Raw genomic sequence first — 24,994 nt, 5'->3', positions numbered from 1 at the left:
CAAAGGCGAGAGATCCCGACCAGCCCGCCTAAGTTCACCAGTCCGTCAGACGGGCACGCGCTATCCGTCGCTGCCGAGGGCGGCTCGCAGATCGGGAACAGTTGCGTGTTCGGCGACCCGATATCCGACCAGTCCCACGAGGAGGAAAGTCCCCCACATGCCCGGTTGGAGGAACGCGCCGACATCGTAGAGCGTCGCCGCGCCCGGAAAGTTCCCTTCGGGCTTGGTGAGGAGTTCGAGGGCGTAGCGATGCAGGTGCAAGAGCAACACCGAGAGCACCGGGACCCAGGCATGTCCATCGGGGCGGTCGAGTTCGTGGGCGAGGAGGATCACGGCCGGCAGTACCATGACGATGAGATCGTGGCTGTCTGCCTTGGGTGCAAACAGCGGGATGACGGCGATCCCGAGCGCGAACGTCAGCCGGCGCGCGGCGACCGACTCCTCGGCCCGTGTCGCAAGCGTCAATCCGATCACGCCGAGAATGCCCAGGATCTTCAGGTACAGCCCGAACCCGCCGAAAACGTGCATCGGGCGATAGGCCGCAGCAGTGTCCCAGAGATACAGCGCTCTGCTCTCGCCCCAGCCTTTCCCCCAGGTGAGGACATCGATGTACGTCAGATTCGTCTCGAGGCCGAAGATGCCAAGAGAAGCAACGAGTAAGACGATCCCTGCCCCGATCGCGCCGGCCAAGCGCTTGCGATCACGGAGCAGGTGCGCTCCGGAGGTCGCATAGAACAGTTTGAAGCTACTCCCGATCGTCGTCGCCGCGCCGCTGGCATAGCGAAACAGCGACCGAGTGCGCTCGCTGACTTCGCTATCGCTGTACGGCGACGCCATGCTCTCGGCTCGTTCCTGAAAGTAAAAAGCAAAGCAGAGGAAGGCAGTCAGAAAGGTCGCCGTCTGGGCCCACCGGAAGTTCCGGATCGCAGGCTGGAAGCTGAAGATCGCTACCAACAGTCCCAGTCGCTCCCAGAGACGCAACTGGTACCCCAGGGTCCGAGCAACTGCGTCGAGACCGAGCCACAGCAGGACGATCGACGTGAACCCAAACAGCATCGCCCCGACGTCGAAGCCGGTCGTCTCGAAGGGGTAAAACACCAGCACCGACACCGGCGGATACAGATACTCCCCGAAGTAGCCCCCGTCGGGTTGTTCGACGTACATCTGCCCGTTCTCGAGCCAGCCGTTCAGTGCGCCCGTGTAGGCACTGAAGTCGTTGAAAGTGTAGGTCAGGCCGATCCCGCCCTGTCGCAAGTGGTGTTCGACGAGAAGCCAGCACAGCAGCGTGACAATCGTCGCGACCGAAACCAGGACGAAAACCGGCCGCTCGCGCCGATAGGACCACAGCTGACGAGGAATCGACGGCATAATCTCGGGTGCGTGCATCTGACAGATAGCTCTGACGGATTGGGCTCGGGTCTATCGTTGCGGTTCAGATTCGCCGAGAAAGAGCCGCTATCGAGCTATTGTCGGCTCAGGTACGCTCCAAGCGTCAGCATGTCGTCGGGATCGACACCGAAGTCAGTGACGGCGTTGTCGGCAGTCGTGTTGTCAAAGCGCAGTGACCGATACTGGTCTTTGCCCATCGGGAACCCGGGAATCGCCCCGCCGATCGAGAGCCCGACCCCGGCCAGGACCATCGGGACCGGGACGACGGCGACGCTGCCCCGGACCAGTTTGGCGATCTGCTTCAGCGTCAACTGTTCGGGGCCACCCAGTTCGTACGTCTCGCCCGCCCGCGCTTCCTCGGCCACACAATCGGCGAGGATCGGCGCGAGGTCGTTGACCCAGATCGGCTGGAAGCGGGTCTTCCCGCCGCCCGGCAGCGGCGCGAGAAGCGGCGGCGTGAGTTTCTTCGTAAACGAGACGAACTCACCGCCCTCGCCGAAGACCACGGACGGACGGACGATCACGGTCGCCATCTCGGAGTCCCGAACGACTGCCTCGGCGCGCCCTTTCGCCCGAATGTAGTGGGTCGATCCCTCGGGATCAGCCCCCAGGGCACTCATCTGGACGAGACGCTCGACGCCGGCAGCCTCGGCGGCCGCGACGACGTTCTCGGTGCCGCCGAGGTGGATCCGCTCGTGGGCCTCGTTGCCGCCACTCGGGATGAACAGCGGTGAGAGGGCCACCAGGTTGACCACCACGTCCACGCCCTCGAAGGCCCCCTCGAGGGTGTCGGGATCGGTCACGTCCCCGGAGACGGTGTTAGCGCGGGCGGGCAACACGTCGTCGTCCGGCGCCCGCGAGAGCACGGTGATCTCGTGACCACGTTCGTCCAGTTCGGTACAGAGATACCGTCCGATGAAGCCATCGCCGCCGGTGACGAGCACGTGCATGTATGTGTCATGGTATCGAACAACCCTAAAGGTACGGTGCCCGGCAATCGCTGGGAGAAATCACCAGTCGACGGGGGCGCGAGGGCGAGTTGGTGACGAGACAGGGTGTTTACGTGGCCCCACTGCGTGGATCCCGTATGCTCATTACGCTCGAAGGAATCGATGGGAGCGGGAAAACCTCCGCCCAGGAGTTCCTTCAGGAGCGTCGCGCCGACGTCGACGCGACGCTGACGTTCACCCGGGAGCCGACCGAAACGTGGTACGGCGAGGCCGTCCAGCGCTCGATCCGCGACGACGACGCCGATCCGATGGCGGAACTGTTTCTGTACACCGCCGACCACGCGGCCCACCTCGCGAAGACGGTCCGGCCAGCGCTCGATCGTGGCGAAGTCGTCATCTCCGATCGCTACTCGGACTCACGGTACGCCTATCAGGGTGCGACGCTTGCCGACCGGCTGGACGAGCCGCTGGCATTCGTCCGGGAGATCCACCAGCCCTGGACGCGGCCGCCGGACGCGACGATCTATCTCGATGTGGACGCCCAGACAGGGGCCAAACGTAGCGGAGCCACCAACAAATTCGAACGCACTGAGCAGTTGCGGGCCGTCCGAGAGAATTACGAGCGGTTGATCGCCGACGAGCCCGAGCGCTTCGTCCGGATCGACGCGACGCGCTCGCCCGAGGCAGTGTGTGAAAGCGTCAAGGAAACCGTCGAATCACTACTCGAAACGCAGTAGCCGGCGTTTGAGAGTATCGCAGTCACTCCCAGGGATGGCCCTCGTCCTCTGGCCAGAGTGGATACCAGTAGGCCTCGTCGTCTTCGAGGTCGAGTTCGCCATCGAGCACGCTCTGGAGTTTGAACTCCGCGGTCGCGTCGCGTTCGCGCTCGCCCGGTTCGGGCGCGAACGGGTAATACGCCCCACGCCGGAACGAATAGATCCAGTAGACGTACCGGCCACTCTCGTCCCAGGCGGTCGCCTCCTCGGGATCGGCAAAGGCAAAGACGGCCGCCAGCAGCCGTGACCCGTAGCCGTTCTCGACGAGCGTGTCCGCCGCAAAGTGGACACTCGTAAGGAGATCTTCGACGTCCGTGTCTTCGAGAACGACCCAGGTGTAGCCGTGGGCGTCTTCGACGAACTCGGCGCTCGTGCCGGTCTCGACCTCGCCGGCAGCCAAGATCTGTCGGACCTCCGCGATAGCGTCCCGGAAATCCGTGCTGTCGACCTCGGAGAAACACAGCGCCGCCTCGCCCGCTGACTCATAGCCCAGGTCGGCCGCCATCGTCACGGAGGCGGTACTCATCCCGAAGAGATCCTCGGGATCGGCCGCGCTGGTCGCGTCCGCCTCGGCTTTCAGCCCGAGGGCAGACTTGATACCGTCGAACAGTCCCATAGCGTTTGTTTCTACGGTACGTACTTAGGAGCCGCGGGATCACCGACTCAGATTGCCGGGCGATCGTCTGCGGATCTCAGTGTAGTGGGCCAGTCGCCTGTGCTGTGTCACGCCCGGCGAGGGAGGCGAGTGAAACGCTACAGTCCCGTGCCTTGGCCACGCAGGCAAAAGTGGCTCAGTCCGAGTTCTCGAAGGAAGACGACCCCGTTTCGGGGTGGGTCAATCCGAGGCCGTCGCGAACACGGTGCCACGAGGGTAACAGCGACCGGTGTTTCACCAGCAAGAATCCGACGAAGATCGCCAGGAACCCGACGACTGTCTGGGAGTCGATCACCTCGCCAAAGACCAGCCAGCTCAGCGCGGTCGCGACGACTGGCTCTAAGTAGACGATGAGATTGCTCTCGGTCGGGCCGATCCGATCGAGCAGGCTGAAATACAGCGAGAACGCGATAATGCCCGGCCCGACGACGAGGAACGCGAGCGAGGCGACCGAAAGCGGCGTCCAGACGATCGTCGTGGCCGATTCTCCGGTCGCGTAACTGGTCACCCCGAGCAGGCCCGCTCCCAGAAGCATTGCCCAGCCCTGCAAAGCGACTGCCGAAAGATCCGTTCGGAGGGGGCGCGTCGCGACCGAGCCAAAGGCGAAACTGACCGTCGCGAGCATGACCAGCCCCACGCCCAGAAGGTCCGCACTCGCGACTGTGCCCACGCCGATATCGGAGATGACGACGACGCCCGCGAGCCCGACGAGCAGTCCCACAACCTGCAGCGCGGTGAGATCACTGTCCGGGAGCAACGCGCTGGCAAACACAGCCGTCAACGCCGGCGAGAGGCTGACGACGATGGCTGCGACCGCACTCGACCCCGAGAGGTGATCCATCCCGAGGTAGAGAAACGCGTGGTGGCCGGCGATCATGAACGCCCCGGCGACCAGAATACTCCCGACGTCGGCCAACGACTGTGGATGCCACCGCTGTACCAACAGTGCCGCAAAGCCGACGACGACGACGCCAACCAGCGCGTATCGCAGCCCGGCAAACAGCAGCGGCGGGAAATACGACAGGCCGACGTCGATCGCGAGGAACGAACTCCCCCAGAGGACGCCGACCACCAGCGAGAGCACGAGAGACTTCGATCGCATTACGCAGTATTTCCGGATGTAGCTATAAGAATCTAACGTATCCTCGAAATAGATTCAACTAGCTGGGCGAGGATGAATGGCAATTTCATGTGGGTCGGATCCCGAACAGGGGCCGGCAGACAGTTCGAGCAAGCGGAGCGGAGCTTACTTACCGATCACCGCCGACCGTGCCAGGCATGGACGAACGCGACGTACGGATCCTCAAGGCGATCGCCGACCTCGGGACCGACAGTCCGGAGCGACTCCACGAGGAGACGGACATTCCAGTCTCGACGATCCACTACCGACTGAACAATCTCCGTGAGGACGGCGTGATCGAGAACGACCTCAACGATATCGACCTGGATGCGGTCGGACTGGGAGTGACAGTCATCGTCGAAGTGCTCGCCGAGTACAGTGGGACCTACGACGCCGTCGCCGAGAAGTTCCGCGCGATCGAGGGCGTCACACAGGTCTACCTGACGATGGGCGAGACGGACTTCATCGTGATCGCCCATCTGACGGACTCGGATATGGTCGAACGACTCATCAGCGACTTCGAAGCCTTAGAAGAGGTCGAACGAACGAACTCGACGTTCGTCATCTCGACGCTACAGGATAGCCAGCGGGCCTTGGAAGCCTACGATCTCGAGACGCTGCTTGCCGAACTCGTCGAGGACTAGATGAAGACAGCGCCGGCCCGTGCCCGCCGTTCAAAACGACGTTTCCATCTCGCGTTCGAGTTCCTGCAGGCGGTCGATTCGGTTTTCCGTGGTCGGGTGAGTCCGGAAGAGCCGGCCGATCATCCCTTTCGAGATGGGAATGATGAAAAACGCGTTCATTTCAGACTCGCTCCGGAGGTCTTCTTGTGGAACCCGGTCCATGCGGTTGTCGATTTTCGCCAGTGCCGAGGCCAGCGCCGACGGTTTGCCGGAGATGATCGCGCCGCCACGGTCTGCGGCGTACTCCCGGTAGCGGCTGAGAGCACGGATCAGGATGTACGAGACGATCCAGACCACGATCGAGACGAGGATGGCAACGAAGACCCCGCCACCGCCACCACGTCGGTTCCGCCCGCCGGCGAACAGCCAGCCCCAGCGGACGATCAAGAACGCGATCGTCGAGAGAAACGAGGCGATCGTCATGACGACCACATCCCGGTTTTTGATGTGGGCGAGTTCGTGAGCGAGCACGCCCTCTAGCTCCTCTTGATCGAGAGTCTGCATGATCCCCGTCGTCACACAGACGGTGGCATTGTTCTTCGAGCGGCCCGTCGCGAAGGCATTCGGGACCGACGAGTCGGCCACGGCGATATCGGGTTTGGGCAAGTCAGCCTGCTGAGAGAGGCGGGAGACGCTTCGGTGGAGATCGGGATACTCACTCTCGTCGACGGTGGTTGCGCCCATACTCCGGAGGGCGAGTTTGTCGCTGAAGAACAGTTGACCAAGCGAGAACAGTCCCATCACGACGACGATCCCGAGGAGGCCAACACCGGCACTCGCCAGGACGCCGACGAAGATGATGTACAGGACGAACAGCAGGAACATGGTGACGAACATGCGCCCGCGCAAGCCCCAGTCCGGTTGCCACTGCATACACATCCGATAGGTCAGCAGGGATCTAAACTCCTCCGGGTTGGGCAAAGCCGTCCACGACGGGACACTGGAAACGGCTAGCTCTCCGGTGGCGGCTGTCTCGATCGGGTTCTGAGGCTGTGGGACAGCCGAGGAGACAGTGACTCGGTACTCGCGGCAGGTCCGCTGTGACCGATCAGACGCGGCCACCGACAGCACAGCCAGTGTCGATCGAAGATAAAGAAGCCCCCCAATATTGGGGTACGATGAAGGAACACTCATTAGGGCGAAGCTAGATGGCCATGTATGTCCGAGCGTTACGACGCGGTGATCGCCGGTGCCGGGCCGGCCGGTGCCCAATGTGCCCGCGACCTTGCGAGGCGGGGCTACGACGTGGTCGTTCTCGAGACGGAGGCCGAAGCCGACTTTCCCAGACAGAGCAACAAGTCCACGGGCGGAACCTTCCCGTCGATGCTGTCCTCGTTCGGGATTCCGGACGACGTCGTCATGCAGTTTACCGATAGCGTGGTGATCGAATCGCCCAGCGAATACCTCCGGCAAACACAGACCGGGGCTGTGCTTGATTTCGCTGCGTTCAAACAGTTCCTCGTCGCCGACAGCCGCGAGAACGGAGCGAACTATCGGTTCGACGCCCGCGTTTCCGGACCAGTCATGGAGAACGGAGAAGTCGCTGGCGTCCGATACAACGGGTCCAAAGAGGTCCATGCCGACGTCGTGATCGACGCGACGGGACCGGCCGCACCGATCGCGTCGGAACTCGGTGTGTCGGACCTCGAACGGGAACGACACGCGATCGGTATCGAATACGAGATGGCAGGCGTCGATCTCGATCCCGACGGCTATGCCGACCTGAACGACGCGATGATGCTCCGGCTCGATCACGAGTACGCGCCGGGTGGCTACGCCTGGATCTTCCACACCGGACAAGACACGGCGAAAGTTGGCCTGTGTTACATCAACAACGACAGCTATCAGCGCTACGCCCAAACCGATCGGACGATCGACGGCTACCTCCAACACTGGCTCGACACCGATCCACGGTTCGCCGACGCGACGCAGATCGAAGGTCACCAACACCGTGGGTCAGCACACATCCAACACCCTGGCCAGATGAGTACGGACAACTTCATCGCGATCGGCGACACCGTTCCCTCGATCGATCCACTGTGGGGCGAAGGCATCCACAACGCGATGAAATCCGGACGGGCGGCAGCAGTCACTGTCGACCAATCACTCACACCGGCCCAACCGGACACGTCCGCCGAGGCAATGGCCTTCTACGAGACGCTCTGGCACCGGGAAGTCGCCCCACGGATGGACGCGCGCCTGCGGTTGACTGAAATGCTCTATCTCGCCCCGAACGACCGGTACGACCGGCTCCTCTTGGATCTAAACGGGCTGGACGACGAGACGCTGGCTCGCGCAAACAACGGCAGCTGGCGAGCGATCGCGAAGTTGATCCACGTCCAGGACGTGCCGTTGCTCGCCCAGTTTGCCAAAGAACAACTCGCCTGAGGGCGATCGAGTCGGCGGGAGTTCACCAGACAGTCGATGGGCCGACTCAGCGTCGATCGTCGTGGCTGTTTGCCGACCACGCAGAACAGGGCTCGATATCGTCCATGTATCGGTCATCGTGGGCACAAAACGGCTGGATCTCCTCGTCGACGCGAACGTAATGAAAGTGCTCGCAGTTGCCACAGTAGCGATCGGGCTGGCCGCGGGTTGCCGCGCTCTCGACAACCGTGTCCTCGGTATCGGCCGGGCCAGCCGTCGCGGAGCCGCCATCGCTGGCCGCGCGGTTCGAGTCCTCGTGTTCCCGGTCAGCCGGTCCCACTGGCCCGGTCTGGGTCGGCACCTCGCCGTCGGGATCGGTCCCGAACAGCCCGACCCCACCCGTCGCCGTGGCGGCCCCGTCGGTCTCCCGGACGAGTTCGATCTGTCCTTCCTGGGTGATTCGCATTTCAGCTGTCCCGCCGGGTGATTTGCGGGTCTTGAACGTCGCCACGGCGACGAACAGACACCAGCCGGTCGTGACCGCGCCGACGAAATAGACAGAAAGCGTCGTCAGTGTGAGCAATGGATCGGCGGCCGGCGCACCGGGCCACTGAGTCGGATAAGCATGCGTGAACAGAGCAACCCCGAACACACAGAGACTGGCACCGATAGCGGCTGCGGCACGTGTCACGCGACTGGACGGGAGGACAGTGAAGATACCCACGAACGTCGCTGGCAGGCCGAACCCGGCGAGAATGCCAGCGAGTTCGCGGGCTCCGTACGTCCCCAGATCGAACCACGAGCCCACGCCCGCCGTTGCCAACACGACACCGGCCGCTGTCAAGGTCACACCGAGCCCGAAGAGGCCACCGCCCACGAGGATACGACGACGATCGGCAACCGCCCCCACCCGGTGCCGATAGACGGCCGTCAAACTGGTCATGCGGCCTCCTACCACGGGGATCCACTAAACTCTGCGTCAGACGTCCGGCATGCGATATGACACACGACGGGCCTGCAGCATCGCTGACCGTGCCAGGATCGGTTGGCTCCACTCACGCAGAGTGGGGAGAGGCCCGCCAGGGACGACCCTGGAGTGTCGCGGCCGAAAACACTAATCGCCGTGGCGGCCAACCGCGGCACATGGCCGAAGACAACGACGAAGACAGCGAGGGTCCCGCAGTGGCGCTGGGAGAGGGGAAATCAGTCTCCGGTGTTCCCCTGGCGCGTGTGTCCTCGCGTCTGTCCTACGGGATCGAGAAGAGCACGGTCCGACGACGCGCGGGCGAGACAGAGATCCGGACGCCAGACGGCCCGCAACCGCTCGGGACTGTACTGGACGAACTCGACGAGACGTACTTCGATCGCCGCCAGTCTTTCGAGACGGCCGTCCGGGAGGTCGTCGGCACCGGCCCAGTGCCGACCGAGTGAATCTGGCCTGCTGCCGGCTGTCTCGTCGTCAGGCGTCCGTCTGCGAGACGGGCGTCGCTTCGGGGACAGCGTGCATCGCCGCATCGAGTCCCGAAGCAACGTCGTCGACGATCGCTTCGAGACCGTCACTGTCGGTGAGTGAGAACAGCGTCGCCGGATCGACAACGTTGATGCCGACGCCCGCCTCGTCTTCGTAGACGACGACGTTGCAGGGCAACAGTGCCCCGAGTTCGTACTCGGCGTCCAGAGCGTCGGACGCGAGAGCCGGATTACACGCACCGAGGATCCGATATCGGTCGAAGTCCTCGTCGAGTTTCGTCTCGAAGGCCGCCTGGATGTCGATGTCGGCTAGGACACCGAACCCTTCCTCGGCGAGTGCATCTGTCACCGTCTCGATCGTCTCCGCGAAGGCTGCGTCAACTCGGTACTGATTCACATATGTCGCCATACGATACACGAGGAGGCCAAGACACGTAAGTACTCGCGTGCTCCCAACATCGCTCGTAAGTGGTTTTCACAGACGAGACGACAGCAGTTGCCGGCGAAGCCGCCACGCTGGACCGAACTCACGGACAACGACCCAGAGGGCCACTATCGCGACGAGCGTAATCGGGAGACTTTCGAGCGCGGTATCGACGACACGTGTCGGCTCGAACGAGACAAGCATATCGGAGACAGAAACGGTACGCACCGCAGTGTTTCGACGAGCCAGTGCTCCACAGACACGGAAACTTTTCTCCCGGCCGGCCGTGTGGGACAGTATGGCACTTCCGATCGACCCGACCGAAATCGATCCCGCGGACATCGGTCAAGAACGCGCGACACTGGAAATGGCCCACGAGGAAGCGATCGAGCACGTCCGGACGGCGTTCACCGACGCCGGATTCGGCGTCGCGACGGAGTTCTCCCCCTCGGAATTGCTGAACGAGAAAATCGACGCCGACAGAGACCCCTATCACGTCCTCGGAGCCTGCAACCCGACCATCGCAGATCGAACGCTGGACGCCACCGAGGGTCGTATCGGGGGTCTCTTCCCGTGTAACGTCGTGATCCACGAGATCGAGCCGGGCGTCCAGGAAGTCTATCACGTCTCGATCATGCGAATCGCACGGTTGGTCGGGCTAGCCCCCGACGACGAACAGATGGCCGAGATCATCGACGAGACCGGCGAATTCGTCGAGGAAGCCTACGGGAACCTCTGACGTCTCACGGTCACGCAGGGACCCCAAACAGTGTGAGCGTCCTCAAAAATCGCTCAATTGGGCCTGCAGGCCGGCGACCATCTCCGATTTGCGGCGGAGGGCGGCCAGCGAGACGGGCAGTTGCTCGGCGACGCCCGTCACCGCCTCGCGGAACGTCTCGGCGACGCCGTACCGACCCGCAATGTCTTCTGGCAATCCCCCGGGATCGTCGAAGGCGTTGCGGACACCCTCCCGGACTTGCCAGACGCCAACGGGGGCCCAGTAGTCGTCGGTGACTTCACGGAGAACGAGACACTTTGCCTGTCGACCCAGGTCAGTCAAGTGTTCAAGGACGCCCAGCCGCGAAGCATAATACGCGCCGGCCGTCTCCGCGACGTAGCCCGTCCGGCCCTCGTAGCCCTCGTGGGCGCTGGCGAGGTAGTGGGCCTCGCCGACTGGATTCCAGACGCTTTCGGGGGCTTTCATCTCGACGAGTTCGAACTCCCACTGCCCGGGCGAGAGGACGATCCAGTAGTTGTTGCCCATGTACTCGTTGTACCAGACCTGCGTCTCGTCGATCGTCGGCGCATTTCGGATCTGGCCCCGAAGGTACTGCCCGACGGTATCGTCGACGGCGGTGATCGACCAGCGCGTCGGGACCAGCCGGCGATTGGCCCCCTGGCCCAGCGCCCCCGCCGAGAGGATCGTATTCACGTCGTAGACGTCGAATCCCTTGCGATAGAGGTAGGTCATCGCGCCCTCGGCCCGCCAGTCGTCGTCCGAGAGGGTCTTTTTCACCGGCCGCGGGACGTGGGGGTTCTCGGCGAGGTCGGCCGACTCGGCCCGAGCGCGGGGACCGGTGGGCGTAGAGATATCGTCGACACTCAGGTCGATCTCGGGCGTCGAGTCCAGTCCGAGTTCGACGTCGACGGGCCGGTCGGCGATGGCGACCTCACGCTGGGTGCCGACGAACCCGTCCCAAACGTCCTCGACGTCCACCTTGGCCGAGCGCTGTGAGTTGAGCAGCCCCGTCCGGCGCTGGAGGACGTCCTCGATGCCCAGCCCCTTGGCGTACCAGTTCCCGCTCGTGGCAAAGTCGGTCGGGTCGTGGTCGTCGGTAACGGGCGAGAGGACGCCGGAGTTGACCTGCGGATAGCCAGACCGGCCGACGAAGATTTCCGGGGCCGTCGAGCCAAACAAGGCGTCACCCGACAGCGTCTCCTCCAGCTGGCGCTCGACGTCTTCGAGGTGGTCGGTGATCGCGTAGGACTTCTCCTTGGCGAGGCGACGCTTCTGGGCCGCCTCGTCACGTTCGAATCCCTCGATGTAGTCGTCGAGGCGCATCTGTCTGTGGTAGGGCCACGAGCAGTAAGAATCTACGGGACTACGACGCCGAACCCACACCAACGTCTAACGGATTGGCAGTCGAAAGCCATGGTTGTCGATGCCCGTCTCCGTCCATCGCCCGGCGTTCACTGCACGGATGACGTCGCTACCGGCTCCTACAGCCGGTCGGTGATCGCGTCGGCCTCGTAGGCCAAGGAGAGTTCCCGCGAACGGCCGCGGCCGTCGACGGACGTGTAGGTAGCCTCGATCAGTCCGAGCTGGTCGAGTTTGTTGATGAGCTCCGAGTAGCGCGTATACCCCAGATCGGTCTCGGCCTGGAAGGTCTCGTAGATGTCCCCCGCGAGGTCACCATCGTGCTCGGCCAACACTGCCAGCAGCGCGCGTTCGCTCTCGGAGAGACCCTTGATGTATCGGGAGAGGTGGACGTGTTTGGACTGCTCGTAGGCGTCTTCGACGTCCTCGCGTTGGACTGCCGTGCTTGCGCGCATCTCGGCGTTCAGTCCAGCCCGGCGCAACAGGTCGATCCCGACCCGGAGATCCCCACCCTGCTGGGCGGTCAGTTCGGCGACGCGATCGAGCGTCGGCGCGTCGATCACCCCGTCGTGGAACCCGCGTGTGACGCGCTCGTCGAGGATATCGGCGATCTCGGGCTCGTCGTACTTCGGGAAATACACTTCCTCGGGGCGGAAGACACTCTGGACGCGCCCGTCCAGAGACTCGATGACGTCCAAATCGAGGTCCGAAGAAACGACGACGACGCCGATCTTGGCTCCCGAATGGGCCTCGTGGGCGCGCAACAACGAGTAGAGTGTATCGGAGGCTTCGCCCTCGTAAAAGAGGTAGTTCACGTCGTCCAGGGCGACCGTCAGTACCTCCTCGTCCTCGACGAGTTTCTCGGTGATCTGGCCGAACAGTTTCTTGAAGGAGACGCCGCTGGTCGGCGGTTCGTACTCGAAGACTTCCTCGAACAGCCGCGAGAACACGGCATATCGCGTCGAATCGACCTGGCAGTTGACGCGGGCGACCCGGACGTCCGTCTCGGCGCGCAACTCGCCGTAGAGTTTCTGGATCGCGGTCGTCTTGCCGGTCCCCGGCGGCCCGCGCGCGATCACGTTCAGCGGTCGCGAGCCCCGCACCGCCGGCCGGAGGGCGTACTTCAGGCTCTCCATCTGGCTCGAACGGTGGCGAAACGTCTCCGGAACGTGGTCGATCTCGAAGACGTGTTCGTCCCGGAAGACGGACTCGTCCCAGGAGAGCATCCCCTCCTCGGGGTCGTCTGTCATCACTTTCAGGACGCTCGGGACGCTACTTAACTCTTGGCTGGAAAAGCCGATCACGGTGCGAAAAGAGCGAACAGGCCGCCTCAGAGGTCGTACAGCGCGCCGTACTTCTCGGTCACGTAGTCGATGAAGTGATCGGCATTGTAGGATTCACCCGTCGCTTCCTCAACCAGCTCCCCGGTCCGGTAGCGTTTCCCGTGGCTGTGGATGTGCTCGGTCATCCACTCGTAGAGTGGGTCGAACTCGCCGTCGCGGACGTCCGTCTCGATCGAGCCGATCTCGTCGTCGGCAGCGTCGTACAGCTGGGCGGCCAGGACGCTGCCAAGCGTGTACGTCGGGAAGTAGCCGAAGGTGCCGTTCGTCCAGTGGATGTCCTGCAGACAACCGTCGGCGTCGGTCTCGGGACGGACGCCCAAGTAGGCCTCCATCTTGTCGTTCCAGACCTGTGGGACCTCGCTGACGTCCAGATCACCGGCGATGAGGTCGCGCTCGATCTCGAAGCGGACGAGGATGTGCATGTGGTAGGTGAGTTCGTCCGCTTCGACCCGAATGAGGTTGTCGTCGTAGACGCGGTTTGCCGCCCCGTAGGCGTCTTCGGGACTGGCTTCGACGCCGAGGTGCTCTTTGACGGTCGGCAAAATGTACTCCCAGAACGGCGCCGAGCGGGCAACGTGATTCTCCCAGAGGCGCGACTGGGATTCGTGGACCGTCAGGTCGCGGGCTTCACCCAGTGGCGTGCCGTACTCGTCGTCAGGCAGGCCGAGGGCGTAGCTCGCGTGGCCGAACTCGTGGATGGTCGAGGACAGCGAATCGAGCGGTTTCTCGGGGTCGAAGCGGGTCGTGATCCGGGCGTCGAACTGCGTGCCCGACGTGAATGGGTGGGCAGAGGTGTCCAGCCGGCCGCGATCCCAGTCGAACCCGACGACCTCCAGGACGTCCCGGACCAGCGCCTCTTGGGCCTCGACGTCGTAGGTACCGTCGAACGGCCGGGGCTGAGTTACGTCACTGTTCGCGATGTCGTCGATCAGGGGGACGAGTTCGTCCCGGAGCCGTTCGAGGACGCGTTCGGCGGTATCGAGCCCGAGGTACGGCTCGAACTCCTCGAAGAGCACTTCGTAGGGGTCCCGGTCGGGGTCGATCGCGTGGGCGTACTCTCGGCGGAGGTCGACGAGTTTCTCCAGGATGGGTGCGTAACTCTCGAAATCATCCTCTTCGCGGGCCTGCTCCCAGACGGGCAGGGCCTCACTGGTCGCTTCCGAGATGCGCTCGACCAGATCGCGGGGGACCTTCCGGGCACGCTCGTGTTCGCGGCGCACCTCCCGGACGACGGCCTGCTGGTCGGGATCGAGCGAGACGTCTTCGAGGTCCGCAAGGTAGCCCGCCAGTTCGTCGTCGGTCAGCAGGTCGTGCTGGAGTGTCGAGAGCGCCGACTGCTGTTTCGTGCGGGCCGGCGTGCCACCCGCAGGCATCATCACTTGCTGATCCCAGCGGAGGAGGCCACCGGCGTCCTGTACGTAGGAGAGCTGTCGGACGTACTCCAGAAAGTCCTCGTAGGTGTCGGCTGAACCAGACATACCCACAGGTCGGGCAGGCGTTCCCAAAGACCCGGCGGTTTTCAGGCCACTCGGTCGGCAAAAGCGGCCGGAAGGTCTCGATAGAGTCGGTAACAGCGATCGACCACCGACAACGAGACACTCTCGCCGGCCGTGTGGGCCTCACCCGGCTCGGCTGCGCCGGCGATTACACACTCAGTCCCGGCCCGATCGGCGAGCCAGCCGGCGTCGGTCGCGTGCGGTTTGACGACGTGTTCGGGCTCGCCGTCCTGTATATCCGCGGCCACTGTCAACACAGCGTCGGCGAACGCTCGGTCCCCGCAGGCCATCGGCGGCAGATCCTGCTCGACGGTCCAGGAGACGCCATCGATCGTCTCGACGCGCTCGATCGGCGCGCGATCGGCAGGTACCGTGCGTTCGTCGACAGTGAGTTCACAGCGCTCGGGAACGACGTTCCAGGCAGACCCGCCCTCGATCTCCGTGACGGCGAGGCTCCCCTGGATAGCGTGGTCCTGGACGGTCGTCGACGGGAACGGAAGGTCCCGGAGTACGTCGACGGCATCGCTTGCCCGATAAATCGCGTTCTCGCCCGCCTCGACCTCACTGGCGTGGGCCGCCTCGCCCTCGGCGACGATCGTGCTCCCGCGACGCCCCTTGTGGGCAATCGCGACGTCGGTGACGCCCGCCCTGGAGTAGCCAGTCGAGCCCTCGCCGACGACGGCGTACTCGGGAGTGAATCCAGTATCGATGGCCGCCCGGCAGCCCTCACCGCCCTGTTCTTCGCCAGCGAAGGAAGCGACGACGAGTTCGACGCCGTCAGGAACCGGAACGTCCCGGAAGGCACAGCACATCGCGGCCAGCGACCCTTTCATGTCGGCACTGCCCCGACCGCAGAGGCGACCGTCGCGTTCCGCGATGACGTACTCGCCGTCCGTGATCTGGTCCTCGTCCGGCGGGACGACGTCGTGGTGGCCGACGAAGGCGAGTGTCGTCCCCTCGCCACGGCGGGCGATCACGTTCCCGGCGTCGTCGTGCTGGACCGTGGCATCGGTCCGATCTTCGAGCCACTCGGCGAGCCACTTGCCAGCGGCGTCCTCGTCGGTGTCCGGACCGCGGTGGCTCGGGATCGCGATAAGTTCGCGCGTTAGCTCACGAGGATTCATACCACGAGGGAGGGGGCCGGCCGTAACAGCCCTTTGGGTCACCGCTCGTCGCGGTCGCGTAAGCGATCGGCAGCGTCCGCGACAGTCAGGGGCGGGTCGTCGAGGCCGGCCCGCTGGAAGGCCTCGACGAGTTGCGGGGGTGAGACACCTACTTCCCGGAGGAGGTCGCCATCGGTGAGCACGTCCCGGACGGGACCGTCCCGGACGATCGTGCCGGCACGATCCAGCAGGACGACCCGATCGGCGATCCGGGGCACCAGGTCGGCGTCTGGAGTCGAGACGACGATCGTGGTCCCCGCCTCGTTGCGGGCGTCGAGTGCGTCGAGGATCGTCTCCCGGTGGCCGGCGTCTACGTCCGCCACAGGCTCATCGAGCAAGAGCAGGTCGGGCTCGACGGCCAGTGCGGCCGCCAGGGCAGCCCGGCGTTGCTCGCCACCACTCAGTCGAAAAGGTGGCTTGTCCAGCAACCCATCGAGGGCGAACGCCGCCGCGAGGTCGTCGACCCGCCCCTCAGCCTCCGACCGGTCGATACCGAGCTGGGCGGGACCGTATTCTAGATCCTCCCGAACGGTCGCGTTGAACAGGTAGTCCGCAGGTGCTTGCGGGCAATGAGCGATCCGGTCCCGGAGTTCGTCGGCCGCTTTGTCCGTCTCGAAGTAGGACACCTCGCCACCGGCTGGCTCACGCAAGCCGGCAAGCAGCGACAACAGGGTAGACTTGCCCGCGCCGTTGGGGCCGAGGATCGCCACCCGTTGGCCCGCCTCGATCGTCAGGTCGATCCCGTCGAGGGCGGCCGTCCCGTCGGGATAGGCGAACGCGAGGCCACGGGCCGCGAGGGCGTTCACGGCAACAACACCCCCGCGGCGACCGTCGCGAAGACGACGAACGCGAAGGCGGCGTCGGCGAGGCCGATACCGTGGCGGGTAGCGTAGGTCCGGCCGGCCGTGCCACCACGTGAGCGAGCCGCGCGACCGACCCGCTCACCGCGGTCGAGTGCCCGCAGGAGGAAAGTCCCCAGCAACGACCCGGCTTCCCGCCAGGACGCCCGGAGACTCGCGGGACGGATTCGCCGGCTCCGACGAGCGAGCACCAGCCGCGAGAGTTCCTCGAAAACGACCAGTAGATACCGGTAGGTGATCGCGAGCAACGCGACGGCCGGTCGTGGGACACGAACCGTTCGGAGAGCACCCAGCACCGAGGCAAACCGCGTGGTCGACAGCAACAGACCGAGCAGTGAGACACTTGCCCCGACCCGGAGGGAAAACGTCGCCGCGTATGTGACGCCCGGAACAGTGAGAGGGCCGGAGAGCGTTTCGCCCGGAAGCAAGACAGCCTGTGGCGCGACGATCACCAGCGAGACGGCCATCGGCACGGCCGTCCGGAGCCCGTGGGTGAGCAACGGCACGCGGGAGAGGGCAGCCAGCGCGATCGTCAGCCCGAGCATGGCCGCTGGTGGCCCCGGGGCGTCGAACGTGACAGTGACAGCGATCAGCCCACCGATCCCAAAGAGCGTGAGGACGGGATGGACGGCCTGAAGCCAGCCCGACCGGGTAGCGACGCGTTCCGCACGCAGGAGGCCCCGCGCTCGATCGGTTAGCGTGCCGGCCGATCGCCCGACTGGATCAACGGAGGTCACTGTCTGGGGTCAGTGGTCGCCCGGCGAGCCACCCGATGACCAAGACGAGGGCCGCCCCGAGGAATCCCGAGACGAGCGTGCCGACGTATGGATCGACACCAGCGAGGCCATAGCCCGGCAACAGACCCGGTAGCGTCGTCACGGCATGAGCGGTCGCATCCGTCGTCTCCGCGGCGTGTTCTAACGGCTCGGTGTAGTTCACTTGCGTTGCGCCCCAGGCGAACGCCGGCGAGAGGACGACCAGTCCGCCGACGACGGCAGTCCCGCGACGGAGCAGCCGGCGCCGGTCGATCGTCGGTACCCGGTCGGCCAGCAGATCGGGACGGGTCTCGGCGACGAACTCGTAGGCAAGCAGCGTGATCGCCCCTTCAGCGACACCCAGGAGGACGTGCCAGCCCCCCACGATCGCCAGGACGGTCGTCAACTCGTAGGCGAAGGCTTCGGATGCGCCGACCATGACCGCGACGGCGAGCGCGGCAGCCGAGATACCCGCCCAGCCGGCAGCAAAGACCGCGCCGCGTTCGTGGTACGGAGCCAGGAGGTGATAGACACCGTAGCCGACGTACACTTCGACGACGGCCATCGCGAGGACGTTCCCGCCCAGCACGATCAGGCCACCGTCGCCAAAGACCAGCGCCTGGATCGCCACGACGGCCGTCATCGCCAGGACCGCCAAATGGGGACCAAGCAGAATCGCGGCGAAAGCCCCACCGACGAAGTGAACACTCGTCCCGCCCGGAATGGGGAGGTTCAACATCTGTGCGGCGAAGATTGCAGCTGCAGTGACGCCGAGCAACGGCGCACGTGGCCCGTCGAGTGCACGCCCAGACCGATGGACCGCCATCGCGAGGACAGCGATCGACGCCAGTCCGGCGAGGGCAGCGATCCACAGATCCAGGTAGCCATCGAGGATATGCATCGATAGCGGGACGTAAGCCATGCGAGGTAATAATACGTTTCGAAGATTGAATAATACTGAGAAGGGGAGGGGATTTACAAGGCTGATATGACCGGCGACCCAATCAAGGGTATGACCGAGGATTTAGACCGGGTGAGCCTGACACTGCCCCCAGCGATGACCGACCAGCTCGACGGGATCGTCGAGGAGTGGGACTACGCGAGTCGATCGGAAGCCATCCGGGACGCCCTTCGGGACTTCTTTACGAGCTACGCGTGGGAGGGTGGCAACGAGACGCGCCACTACGGGACGATCGTCATCGCCCACGAACACGACCACGAAAGCGACGTGGCCGGTCGCCTCCAGACGATCCAACACGAATACGCCGACGTCGTCACCTCAGTCCAACACATCCACCTCTCGGAAGACCGGTGTATGGAGACCCTGGTCGTCGGTGGGACCGCCGGACAAATCGACGAACTCGCGAACCGACTGCGAGCACTGGAAGGGGTCAAACAGGTCAAAGTCGTCGTCGTAGGCGGGGTCGAGACCGACAGCCACGGCCACGAACACAGCCACGATCACGACCACGGACACACGCACGCCACCGAAAAGTAGCGACGCGGGCTAACACCGGCACAGTCACGAATTCGCGTCTCTGTTCCGGGAGCCACCGAGTTGAGACGACCGAGAGGGACGTGACGAGAATCGATTGCTGTCTGTTCGTTTCCACGGAGCCAAGAGCAACGAAGGCCTGGGAGGAGACACGGCGGGAGATCGTCACGACCAGTTGGAATATCGGAGCCGAGCTCGTTCGAACGAATAAAAAATATACTGAACTGAATTAACCGATACGGTAATATATTCGGAATATTTTTCCGTACCTCCGGAGAAGACTGGACTAGACACCGAGACCGCCGGCCCGGTCCGGCGTGGACAGCCGGAACAGAGAATCGATCTAGCCATGCTACCAACCGAAGCTACCCATCTGGTCGTGCCGATCGCGAGTCTCGACGACGCAGAACGAACGTGTCCCAAGCTTGCGTCCCCTCTGGACGCTGTCGAGGGAGTGATGGGCGTGGACCCGATCGAGCAGACGGACGGAGACGTCGATCCAGCATCGTCCCCAGCACTCGAGGCCGACGCCATCGAGGAACCCACCGCGGTGGCCGAGGGCCGCGAGGTCCCGACCAGCGGATTCACACCGCGACCGGGGGGCCACCTCGACCACCCGGGCAGGGACGACGCCTCGTCGCGTCTGCTTACGGAAAGTCACCCCCCAGTCGTGAGACACTCTCAGGGAGGTGAGAACGCATGAAATGCGAACGGTGTGGGGAAGATACTCGAACAGAGCGATACGCCGTCGATGGCTTCACCGGCCACCTCTGTCCGGAGTGTGTCGAAGAGTGGGAACAGATCCAAGCGGACCAGAAGATGGCCTAACGGGGAGACACCATGGAATTTACTACCCACCAGCAGGCGATCGTCGATCGTATTCGCGCAGACGCCCGTGGGACGATCTACCGTATCGAGCCCGCCACCACCGGCGTCTTCGTGGAAAAACAGCCACAAGACTCCGGGCGTCGCGCGCTCTTCGAGGTCACACTCGAACCGACAGTCGACGGCTCGAAAGCACTCCACTGGGAGTTTATCGGACCTGTCGAAGACGCTCGGTCGGACGGATAACGCGGGGCTGGCTGGGCCAGGTGGCGATTCGATAGTGCCGTGAGCAGACACCTGCGAGACGTACTCTGGCTACTCAGGCGGACTCGCCATCGGAGTTGCGTTCGCGTCCGGATGCCATCCCGGACTGCATGAACGCCGCCAAAATGCGACCGATGCTCGACTCGGCCGTCCACAGCGCCTCCTCTGTGACGCTATCCCCACCGGTCGCGACGGCGAGTAAGATCGTCGCCTCGTCGACCATCAGTGCTCGCCCGGCGAAATCAGCCGGGTTGTCCTCACCCATGACGATCACCTCTAGCGGATCGGCCGCGAACCGATCCTGCAGGGCCGCTGTGGCAGTCACAAGCGTGATCGCGACGCCAGCACTAGCGCGTGCACGCAACGCATCGACAATCTCGGTCGACAGCGAGTCAGCCTCAGGAGCGACGAAGACGGCCACTTCGGTGGCCGAGGCGAGGAGGTCGGCGATGCGTTCGTCGATCGGCTGGCGACCGCGCAACGTGGAGACGCCCTGGCTCCCCTGCTGGTTGGCTGCTTCGTCCCGGATGGCATCCAAATTCTCGAAGGCACGGTCGCGTTCACGTTCCAGTTCCGCCGTCAGTTGCTCGCGGGCGGCCCCGAGACTGACCGGCCGGTACTCCTTTGGTGTCGTCTCGGTCACCTCGACCAGCCCGCGTTCGACGAGGTCGTCCGCCGCACCGTAGACCTGCGACCGCGGGACCTCTGAGACGTCACTGATCGTCTCGGCAGTCCCAGTACCCAATTGCTGGAGCGCGACGAACACCCGCGCCCCGTAGTTCGAAAGCCCGAGTCGCTCCAAGGCGGCGATTGCATCCTGGGCACTCATAGAGAGAACGACTGTTTGTGGGTTTGGACGGGCCGGCACATCAATCGCGTGGTCCCGGACCGGAATGAATTTTGTAGATATCTACAATATTTATTTCGGCAGGGATGCTACGGGGGGGCAATGAACACAGTCGAACGGTACGCGGCGTTCGTAACGACCCATAGCAAGCTCGTGATTGCGCTCATGCTCGTCGCGACGCTGGTCGTCGGGGCAGGGGCAGGGAGCGTCGATCCGGGGCTCTCGATCGCGAGTTTCGAGAGCGATTCGCCCGAGGCTCAGGCGCTGGATCGCATCGAGGCCAACTTCACGACCGAGGGTGAGAACACGAGCGTCGTCCAGATCGTCGTTCGCGGCGAGAACGTCCTCTCGAAATCCTCGCTGCTGGAAACGCTACGCCTCCAGCAGGCCATCAGGGACGATCCAGCCATCGAGGGGACGCTCACGGAGCGCCAGCCGGTCGTCGGGCTCGCGAACGTCGTCGCGACGACAGCGATGGCCGAAACCGAGTCCGGGGGCGCGACTGGCCCACCAGACAGCGCGCAGGGAATGCCCACACTGGATGCCCAGATCGAGCACCTCGACTCGCTGTCACCAGCGCGCGTCGAGGCGATCGTCGCGGCTGTCCTCGATCCAGACCGAGAGGTTGCGGGGCCGACCGATCCCTACTCGTTGCTCTCGACGGACTACGAGGCCGGCGCGACGACGGCGACCGGCCGGGTCCTGTTCGTCTTCCAAGACACTGGCGGCGCCGGTGGGGACGACCTCCCGACCGAACTGGTCGAGGCCCAATTCGCCATCGAGGACCTGGCCGAGGAGACGGTCCAGTCCGGCGAGAGCTTCGTCTTCGGAGCAGGGATCGTCAACGAGCGCTCGGCCCAGGCCACGGGCGAGAGTTTCGCGCTGATCTCGCCGATCGCCCTGCTGTTGCTCGTGACGATTCTGGGGCTGGCCTACCGTGACGTACTGGACGTCCTGCTGGGACTGGTCGGCGTTGTCCTCGTACTGGTCTGGATGGCTGGCTTCATGGGCTGGGTCGGGATCGGCGTCACGCAGATCCTGATCGCCGTTCCCTTCCTGCTGATTGGCCTCTCGATCGACTACGCGTTGCACGTCGTCATGCGCTATCGGGAGGCCCAACTCGACGAGACCGACTGGACGCCCCGCTCGGCCATGCGGCGTGGACTCGCGGGCGTCGTGGTCGCGATCGGTGCGGCGACAGTCACCACCGCCGTCGGATTCGCCTCGAACGTCGTCAGCCCCATCACGTCGATCCAGGAGTTCGGCCTGGTCAGTGCGGCCGGGATCGGCTCGGCGTTCCTGGTCTTTGGCGTCCTCCTGCCGCCGCTGAAAGTCGAACTCGACAGTCTCCTCCAGCGGATCGGCTTCTCGCGGGCGAAACGCCCGCTGGGCCGAAGTGGGATCGCCGGCCGCGTCCTGGGCGTCGGGGCCGAGTTGGCCCAGCGAGCGCCCGTGGCCGTCGTCGTCGTGGCCGTCCTGTTGAGCGCCGGCGGCGGCGTCGCGGCGACGGACATCGACACCTCGATCGACCAGGTGGACTTCCTGCCGACCGATTCCCCCGACTGGATGGACTCACTGCCAGAGGGGCTCCAGCCCGGCGACTACGACATCCGGGAAAACGCCATCTACCTCAACGAGAAATTCGTCCAGTCCAGGGACCAATCGCGGGCGTCGTTCCTGATCGAGGGGCCCGTTACTGAGCCAGACACGCTCGATGGGCTGTGGGCCGGCGAGCGCGCACTCGCGAATACGTCGACGGCCGTCACCCTGGCCGACGGGCAACTCCGCGTGACCGGGCCTGTCGAGACGATCGATCGCGTGGCCCAGCAAAACGAGACGGTCGCGGGCCTGGTCGCCGCGAACGATCCCGACGACGACGGCCTTCCGGAGGAGAATCTGACGGCGATCTACGATGCCGTCTCCGAGGCTGCCCCCGAGGAAGCGAGTGCGGTCTTCGCCCGGAGCGACGGCACGTACACGGCCCTGCGTGTCTCGGTCGGCCTCGTCGGCGGGGCCGACACCGGCACCGTGACGAGCGAGATGCGCGAGGTCGCGACGACGATGGAGGGAGACTCGAACCGCCGAGTGACGGCCACCGGCCGGCCGATCGTCCAGGAACTCGTCCAGCGGGGCCTGCTCACTACGCTCGTGTGGGGCTTCCTGCTGACGTTCGTAGTTATCGCCGCCTTCCTGACGGTGATCTTCTGGCGGCGCTACGAGACGGCCTCGCTGGGGGCCGTCGTCATCGCGCCGGTGGTACTCGCCCAGGCCTGGATCTTCGGGACGATGTACCTGGCCGGGATCTCCTTCAACACCGAGACGGCGATCGTCGCCTCGATCGGGATCGGGATCGGCGTCGACTACGCCATCCACATCGGCGATCGATTCCTCGACGAACGCCACCAGCAGGGTGACCCGATCGCCGCGCTCAGGCGGACAGTCCGGGGAACCGGCGGTGCACTACTGGGCAGTGCGATCTCGACAGCCGGCGGGTTCGCCGTGCTCATGCTCGCGCTGGTGCCCTCGCTGCAGCGCTTTGGGTTCGTCACCGCGACGGCGATCGTCTATGCGTTCCTCGCGAGCGTGATCGTCCTGCCGAGTCTGCTGGTGCTGTGGAGTCGCTACGTCGATAGGTCGGTCAGTGTGGATCCGTCAGCCGAGTAAGCAACCGGGACAGTCCCCTACCGCCGGTAGTGATCTACGGTCCGAAACGCGACGTACAGGACGGCGTTGAGTACCCCCGTCAGCCAGAAGATCGCGCCGACGTTCAGCCCGAAGACGCCGGGGTCGCTGGCCGCGACGACGTCGTCGAACAGCCAGCCGACCGCGACCGCGATGATACCCCAGACGAGCAAGATCGAGGCGATCCGTGCGCCCTCCTCGATGTAGTCAGTGATCGGTTTCGCGTCCGTCGATTCCGGAGTGAGCGACATACCCGCCCGTCTGCCGTCTGTAGGATAAGTCTTCCCCCGCCGGTCACAGTCGCTTGCCCAGTCGCCGCCCAGCGTCCAGGCCGGTCTCCAGGGCCGCATGGGTTCGGCCCGTTCCCGCGAGCCAGTCGCCCGCGAGTCCGAGGTCGTGAGGAAGGGCGTACTCGACCAGTGCCGGATTGACGCGATCACCCGGCAACGCGTGGGTAAATCGGTCGTGGTCCCACCAGTCGGGGTCGGCCAACCGGTCCTCGGCCAGCAGTGTCGCCGCGTGGTCGGCCGCCGCCTCGGCCGCCTGTTCGGGCGTCGCCTCCGGCCGGCCCGCGCTCCAGGCAGGACTCAACTGCACAATCAGGATTTCCTCGCCGTCCGGAACGTGGCCGGGCTTGCACGAGTCCCGGGAGAGCCAGCCGACCGCGTGGTCTTTGTCAGTGTTGACCAGCGCGTAGTAGGGCACGTCGAGCGCGAAGGGGTAGTGCAACGCGACCGAATCGATCGTCCGGTAGGACTGCCGTTCCCGGGCTGCGATCAATTGCTCGCGCAGGTCGGCCTCCCAGTCGGCGTCCTCGAAAAGCACCTCGCAAGTCGGTGGTGTCACCACGAGCGCGTCGAAAGGCCGTTGCTCGCCCCCGGCAGTCACCCGCCAGCCATCGTCAGTGCGCGAAAGATGGTCGACCGGTGTCTGCTCGTGGACGGTGGCGCCGCTCGCGTCGAGATACGCCTCGACGATTTCGTCGATGCCGTTACGGCCACTCAGTTTCCGGCCTTGATTCGGTCGCCCTTCTTCGATCGTGCCCTCGGCGTCGAAGATCCAGACGTCGTCGGTGGTCACGGCCAGGTCGTCGCCGACGACCGACTGGAGTTGGGCCTCGACCCGCTCGTCCGGCGGATCGACGTAGTTAGCCCCGTAATCGTAGACACACCCATCCCGGGTGCCAGAGACCATTCGCCCGCCGATGGCGTCGGCTTCGAAGACCGTCACGGCAGCCCGCTCTCGGAGGGCGTAGGCTGCCCCGGCCCCAGCGATACCTGCGCCGACGACACAGACGTTCGGCGTCACGTCCCGGCCTACGACCGGCAGCGA

27 protein-coding genes and 1 pseudogene are annotated in these 24,994 nt (G+C 64.6%); 10 read left to right on the top strand and 18 right to left on the bottom strand.

Going from position 1 to position 24,994, the window contains the following annotated elements; translation table 11 throughout:
• Positions 1–60: 60 nt before the first annotated feature.
• Complete coding sequence (locus FR699_RS12710; RefSeq protein ID WP_158855639.1) at positions 61–1,368, bottom strand: glycosyltransferase family 87 protein; 1,308 nt, start codon at positions 1,366–1,368, stop codon at positions 61–63.
• Between the two features lie 95 nt (positions 1,369–1,463).
• Positions 1,464–2,339, bottom strand: a complete 876-nt coding sequence (locus tag FR699_RS12705; protein ID WP_154552441.1) for a complex I NDUFA9 subunit family protein — start codon at positions 2,337–2,339, stop codon at positions 1,464–1,466.
• A gap of 137 nt (positions 2,340–2,476) precedes the next feature.
• On the opposite strand from FR699_RS12705, the gene tmk reads away from it, so the two are divergent.
• Complete coding sequence (gene tmk / locus FR699_RS12700; RefSeq protein WP_154552442.1) at positions 2,477–3,076, top strand: dTMP kinase; 600 nt, start codon at positions 2,477–2,479, stop codon at positions 3,074–3,076.
• A 22-nt stretch (positions 3,077–3,098) separates the two neighbouring features.
• On the opposite strand, the gene FR699_RS12695 is transcribed toward tmk, so the two are convergent.
• Both FR699_RS12695 and FR699_RS12690 read right to left on the bottom strand, forming a co-directional pair.
• Positions 3,099–3,731 carry a hypothetical protein gene (locus FR699_RS12695; RefSeq protein WP_154552443.1) on the bottom strand — a complete coding sequence of 211 codons (633 nt, stop codon included), beginning with the start codon at positions 3,729–3,731 and terminating at the stop codon, positions 3,099–3,101.
• 175 nt (positions 3,732–3,906) lie between these two features.
• Positions 3,907–4,872, bottom strand: a complete 966-nt coding sequence (locus FR699_RS12690; protein WP_154552444.1) for a DMT family transporter — start codon at positions 4,870–4,872, stop codon at positions 3,907–3,909.
• Between the two features lie 176 nt (positions 4,873–5,048).
• Here FR699_RS12690 and FR699_RS12685 point away from each other — a divergent pair, with 176 nt between their 5' ends.
• Positions 5,049–5,534 carry an Lrp/AsnC family transcriptional regulator gene (locus tag FR699_RS12685; RefSeq protein ID WP_154552445.1) on the top strand — a complete coding sequence of 162 codons (486 nt, stop codon included), beginning with the start codon at positions 5,049–5,051 and terminating at the stop codon, positions 5,532–5,534.
• Positions 5,535–5,564: 30 nt separating this feature from the next.
• Here FR699_RS12685 and htpX read toward each other — a convergent pair whose 3' ends face one another.
• A complete protein-coding gene (htpX, locus tag FR699_RS12680; protein ID WP_158855638.1) occupies positions 5,565–6,446 on the bottom strand; it encodes a zinc metalloprotease HtpX in 882 nt (293 codons plus the stop codon).
• A gap of 285 nt (positions 6,447–6,731) precedes the next feature.
• Here htpX and FR699_RS12675 point away from each other — a divergent pair, with 285 nt between their 5' ends.
• Entirely contained in the window at positions 6,732–7,961 is a 1,230-nt protein-coding gene (locus FR699_RS12675) for a digeranylgeranylglycerophospholipid reductase (protein ID WP_158855637.1), read from the top strand.
• 46 nt (positions 7,962–8,007) lie between these two features.
• On the opposite strand, the gene FR699_RS12670 is transcribed toward FR699_RS12675, so the two are convergent.
• Positions 8,008–8,883, bottom strand: a complete 876-nt coding sequence (locus FR699_RS12670; RefSeq protein WP_158855636.1) for a hypothetical protein — start codon at positions 8,881–8,883, stop codon at positions 8,008–8,010.
• Between the two features lie 200 nt (positions 8,884–9,083).
• Here FR699_RS12670 and FR699_RS12665 point away from each other — a divergent pair, with 200 nt between their 5' ends.
• The gene (locus FR699_RS12665; protein ID WP_154552449.1) at positions 9,084–9,371 is read left to right on the top strand and encodes a DUF5789 family protein; all 288 of its coding nucleotides are present in this window, start codon (positions 9,084–9,086) and stop codon (positions 9,369–9,371) included.
• A gap of 28 nt (positions 9,372–9,399) precedes the next feature.
• Here the strand turns inward: FR699_RS12665 and FR699_RS12660 are convergent, their stop codons facing one another.
• Positions 9,400–9,819, bottom strand: coding sequence for a DUF302 domain-containing protein (locus FR699_RS12660; RefSeq protein WP_158855635.1), 420 nt, complete (start codon positions 9,817–9,819; stop codon positions 9,400–9,402).
• 313 nt (positions 9,820–10,132) lie between these two features.
• Between FR699_RS12660 and FR699_RS12655 the strand changes: the two genes are divergently transcribed.
• Positions 10,133–10,573: a DUF302 domain-containing protein gene (locus FR699_RS12655; RefSeq protein ID WP_158855634.1), complete on the top strand. Its 441-nt coding sequence runs from the start codon at positions 10,133–10,135 to the stop codon at positions 10,571–10,573.
• A gap of 42 nt (positions 10,574–10,615) precedes the next feature.
• Here FR699_RS12655 and nreA read toward each other — a convergent pair whose 3' ends face one another.
• The 8 genes and pseudogenes from nreA to FR699_RS13485 all read right to left on the bottom strand — a co-directional run.
• Entirely contained in the window at positions 10,616–11,896 is a 1,281-nt protein-coding gene (gene nreA, locus FR699_RS12650; RefSeq protein WP_158855633.1) for a DNA repair protein NreA, read from the bottom strand.
• A 158-nt stretch (positions 11,897–12,054) separates the two neighbouring features.
• Positions 12,055–13,182 (bottom strand): ORC1-type DNA replication protein, encoded by a 1,128-nt coding sequence (locus FR699_RS12645; RefSeq protein WP_158855632.1) that lies wholly within the window; start codon positions 13,180–13,182, stop codon positions 12,055–12,057.
• Positions 13,183–13,262: 80 nt separating this feature from the next.
• The gene (locus FR699_RS12640; protein WP_158855631.1) at positions 13,263–14,753 is read right to left on the bottom strand and encodes a carboxypeptidase M32; all 1,491 of its coding nucleotides are present in this window, start codon (positions 14,751–14,753) and stop codon (positions 13,263–13,265) included.
• 41 nt (positions 14,754–14,794) lie between these two features.
• Positions 14,795–15,895 (bottom strand): M20 family metallopeptidase, encoded by a 1,101-nt coding sequence (locus FR699_RS12635; RefSeq protein WP_158855630.1) that lies wholly within the window; start codon positions 15,893–15,895, stop codon positions 14,795–14,797.
• A 38-nt stretch (positions 15,896–15,933) separates the two neighbouring features.
• The gene (locus FR699_RS12630) at positions 15,934–16,740 is read right to left on the bottom strand and encodes an energy-coupling factor ABC transporter ATP-binding protein (protein ID WP_158855629.1); all 807 of its coding nucleotides are present in this window, start codon (positions 16,738–16,740) and stop codon (positions 15,934–15,936) included.
• Entirely contained in the window at positions 16,737–17,531 is a 795-nt protein-coding gene (locus tag FR699_RS12625; protein WP_158855628.1) for an energy-coupling factor transporter transmembrane protein EcfT, read from the bottom strand. Before FR699_RS12625 ends, FR699_RS12630 begins: the two co-directional genes overlap by 4 nt.
• Positions 17,518–17,775, bottom strand: a complete 258-nt coding sequence (locus FR699_RS13490; protein ID WP_370515570.1) for a PDGLE domain-containing protein — start codon at positions 17,773–17,775, stop codon at positions 17,518–17,520. The genes FR699_RS12625 and FR699_RS13490 overlap by 14 nt, the downstream gene beginning before the upstream one ends.
• Before the next feature lie 57 nt (positions 17,776–17,832).
• A pseudogene (locus FR699_RS13485) lies at positions 17,833–18,450 on the bottom strand (energy-coupling factor ABC transporter permease); the annotation flags it as partial.
• Between the two features lie 111 nt (positions 18,451–18,561).
• Between FR699_RS13485 and nikR the strand changes: the two are divergent.
• The 4 genes from nikR to FR699_RS12605 all read left to right on the top strand — a co-directional run bounded on the left by nikR (position 18,562) and on the right by FR699_RS12605 (position 20,115).
• Positions 18,562–19,047: a nickel-responsive transcriptional regulator NikR gene (gene nikR / locus FR699_RS12615; protein WP_154552466.1), complete on the top strand. Its 486-nt coding sequence runs from the start codon at positions 18,562–18,564 to the stop codon at positions 19,045–19,047.
• 346 nt (positions 19,048–19,393) lie between these two features.
• A complete protein-coding gene (locus FR699_RS12610; protein ID WP_158855627.1) occupies positions 19,394–19,747 on the top strand; it encodes a hypothetical protein in 354 nt (117 codons plus the stop codon).
• On the top strand, positions 19,744–19,872 hold the full coding sequence (locus FR699_RS13445) for a hypothetical protein (protein ID WP_255470259.1): 129 nt from the start codon (positions 19,744–19,746) through the stop codon (positions 19,870–19,872). Before FR699_RS12610 ends, FR699_RS13445 begins: the two co-directional genes overlap by 4 nt.
• Positions 19,873–19,884: 12 nt before the next feature.
• Positions 19,885–20,115: a hypothetical protein gene (locus tag FR699_RS12605; RefSeq protein WP_158855626.1), complete on the top strand. Its 231-nt coding sequence runs from the start codon at positions 19,885–19,887 to the stop codon at positions 20,113–20,115.
• 73 nt (positions 20,116–20,188) lie between these two features.
• Here the strand turns inward: FR699_RS12605 and FR699_RS12600 are convergent, their stop codons facing one another.
• Positions 20,189–20,962: a TrmB family transcriptional regulator gene (locus tag FR699_RS12600; RefSeq protein ID WP_158855625.1), complete on the bottom strand. Its 774-nt coding sequence runs from the start codon at positions 20,960–20,962 to the stop codon at positions 20,189–20,191.
• Between the two features lie 120 nt (positions 20,963–21,082).
• Here FR699_RS12600 and FR699_RS12595 point away from each other — a divergent pair, with 120 nt between their 5' ends.
• A complete protein-coding gene (locus FR699_RS12595; protein ID WP_158855624.1) occupies positions 21,083–23,644 on the top strand; it encodes an RND family transporter in 2,562 nt (853 codons plus the stop codon).
• Between the two features lie 17 nt (positions 23,645–23,661).
• Here the strand turns inward: FR699_RS12595 and FR699_RS12590 are convergent, their stop codons facing one another.
• Together FR699_RS12590 and FR699_RS12585 are read right to left on the bottom strand one after the other, a co-directional pair.
• Complete coding sequence (locus FR699_RS12590) at positions 23,662–23,913, bottom strand: hypothetical protein (protein WP_154552470.1); 252 nt, start codon at positions 23,911–23,913, stop codon at positions 23,662–23,664.
• A 43-nt stretch (positions 23,914–23,956) separates the two neighbouring features.
• Positions 23,957–24,970, bottom strand: a complete 1,014-nt coding sequence (locus FR699_RS12585; RefSeq protein ID WP_158855623.1) for an NAD(P)/FAD-dependent oxidoreductase — start codon at positions 24,968–24,970, stop codon at positions 23,957–23,959.
• Positions 24,971–24,994 lie beyond the last annotated feature (24 nt).

Source organism: Halorhabdus sp. CUG00001 (genome assembly GCF_009797925.1).
GTDB lineage: Archaea > Halobacteriota > Halobacteria > Halobacteriales > Haloarculaceae > Halorhabdus.
Note: the sequence above shows the minus strand (reverse complement) of the source record. Positions and strands in the feature narration are given on the sequence as shown.